Raw genomic sequence first — 1601 nt, forward strand, 5'->3', positions numbered from 1 at the left:
CTCAATTTCTTGCAATCCTCGCTACGGACGCTTAAGTCCGACAGGCTGCTAGACTCTTCAAGTGAGATGCATAGAGATGTACGACAGCATTACCTTGAGCAAGCTTTGCAATTTCTCGTTTCTTATAACTACTTAAATAGTAAGCAAGAAAGACCCCATTAACCTGAGACCTAATAATATTTATGTCACCACCCAAGTCACTCTCAGCCATGAAAGTTTAACTGAAAACTCCTGTAAAAATTGATAGTACTTGACGAACGACAGAAGGGGGAGTTAAACAAGTGTTTTGTAATATTTCGCCGATCATCCCCCAAAAAGACAAAAAAAGGGGGCTTTATAAGAATACCTAAAAAGCCGCCCATATTGTTGTAAGCACTTGATATTACTGGAACATAGCACTGATGGATTCAGCATTACTGATTCTGCGAACAGACTCGGCCAGCAGAGGGGACATATCCAACTGACGGATTCGACCCAAAGCCTGAGCAGCCGGGCTCAGAGGAATAGTATTAGTCACCACCAGTTCATCCAGCTCGGAGTTAGCCACATTCTCCAGAGCACGACCAGACAAAACAGGGTGCGTACAGTAGGCAATCACCTTGGTTGCGCCTTTGGACTTCAACGCAGAAGCAGCAGCGCAGAGAGTTCCGGCAGTGTCGACCATATCATCGACCAGCACACAGGTACGGCCGTTAACATCACCGATGATGTTCATCACTTCAGATTTATTGGCTTCAGGGCGACGCTTGTCAATGATAGCCAGATCGGTATTCAGTCGTTTGGCCACAGCACGGGCACGAACCACACCACCGTGATCGGGCGAAACCACCATCAGGTTCTCATAACCCTGGCGTTCCATGTCATCCAGCAGGATTGGGGAACCGTAGACGTTATCCACGGGAATGTCGAAGAAACCCTGAATCTGATCTGCGTGCAGATCTACGGTCAGAACACGATCCACCCCCACACTGGCAATCATATCTGCTACGACTTTGGCACTGATAGGTACACGAGAAGAGCGCGGACGACGATCCTGACGAGCATAACCAAAGTAAGGCAGTACCGCTGTGATACGAACCGCAGAGGAACGGCGCATAGCATCTGCCATGACCAGCAGCTCCATCAGGTTATCATTGGTAGGTGCACAGGTGGACTGGATGATAAAAACATCACGACCACGAACGTTTTCCTGAATTTCCACTGCAATTTCGCCGTCACTGAAACGGCCAACATAGGCCTTGCCCAGGGGGATATGCAGGTGATTGACAACCTTGTGCACCAGCTCCGGATTTGAGTTGCCGGCAAACACCATCATTTTGGACACGGATAAATACCTTGCTCTGGTCGTAGTCGTGGGTGGATGTAGCTCTGCGCCAAACGAGCAGAACGCTGACTGCCGACGGCAATGAGCGTCACATCATTCTGATTTGTGCTCCCCGGATTGGAAGCATCACCTTCGAACACTTTGAAGGAGAATGTTTTGTCCTGAGCGTTACGTCTCATAAAACAGCGGAGAGAGCTATCTTTAGGATAGGATTCGGAATGGTGGCTGGGGTGGAGGGATTCGAACCCCCGCATGGCAGGATCAAAACCTGCTGCCT

At 49.2% G+C, this 1601-nt stretch carries 2 protein-coding genes; both read right to left on the bottom strand.

Translation table 11 applies throughout. The features are described from left to right. Positions 1-382 precede the first annotated feature (382 nt). Positions 383-1324 carry a ribose-phosphate pyrophosphokinase gene (locus KDK17_RS08625; RefSeq protein WP_257279808.1) on the bottom strand — a complete coding sequence of 314 codons (942 nt, stop codon included), beginning with the start codon at positions 1322-1324 and terminating at the stop codon, positions 383-385. Further along, on the bottom strand, positions 1312-1601 hold a 290-nt coding region (locus KDK17_RS08630; RefSeq protein ID WP_257287865.1), incomplete at its 5' end, for a hypothetical protein. The genes KDK17_RS08625 and KDK17_RS08630, both read right to left, overlap by 13 nt.

It is taken from the genome of Endozoicomonas sp. SESOKO2, from assembly GCF_024606245.1.
Lineage (GTDB): Bacteria > Pseudomonadota > Gammaproteobacteria > Pseudomonadales > Endozoicomonadaceae > Endozoicomonas_A.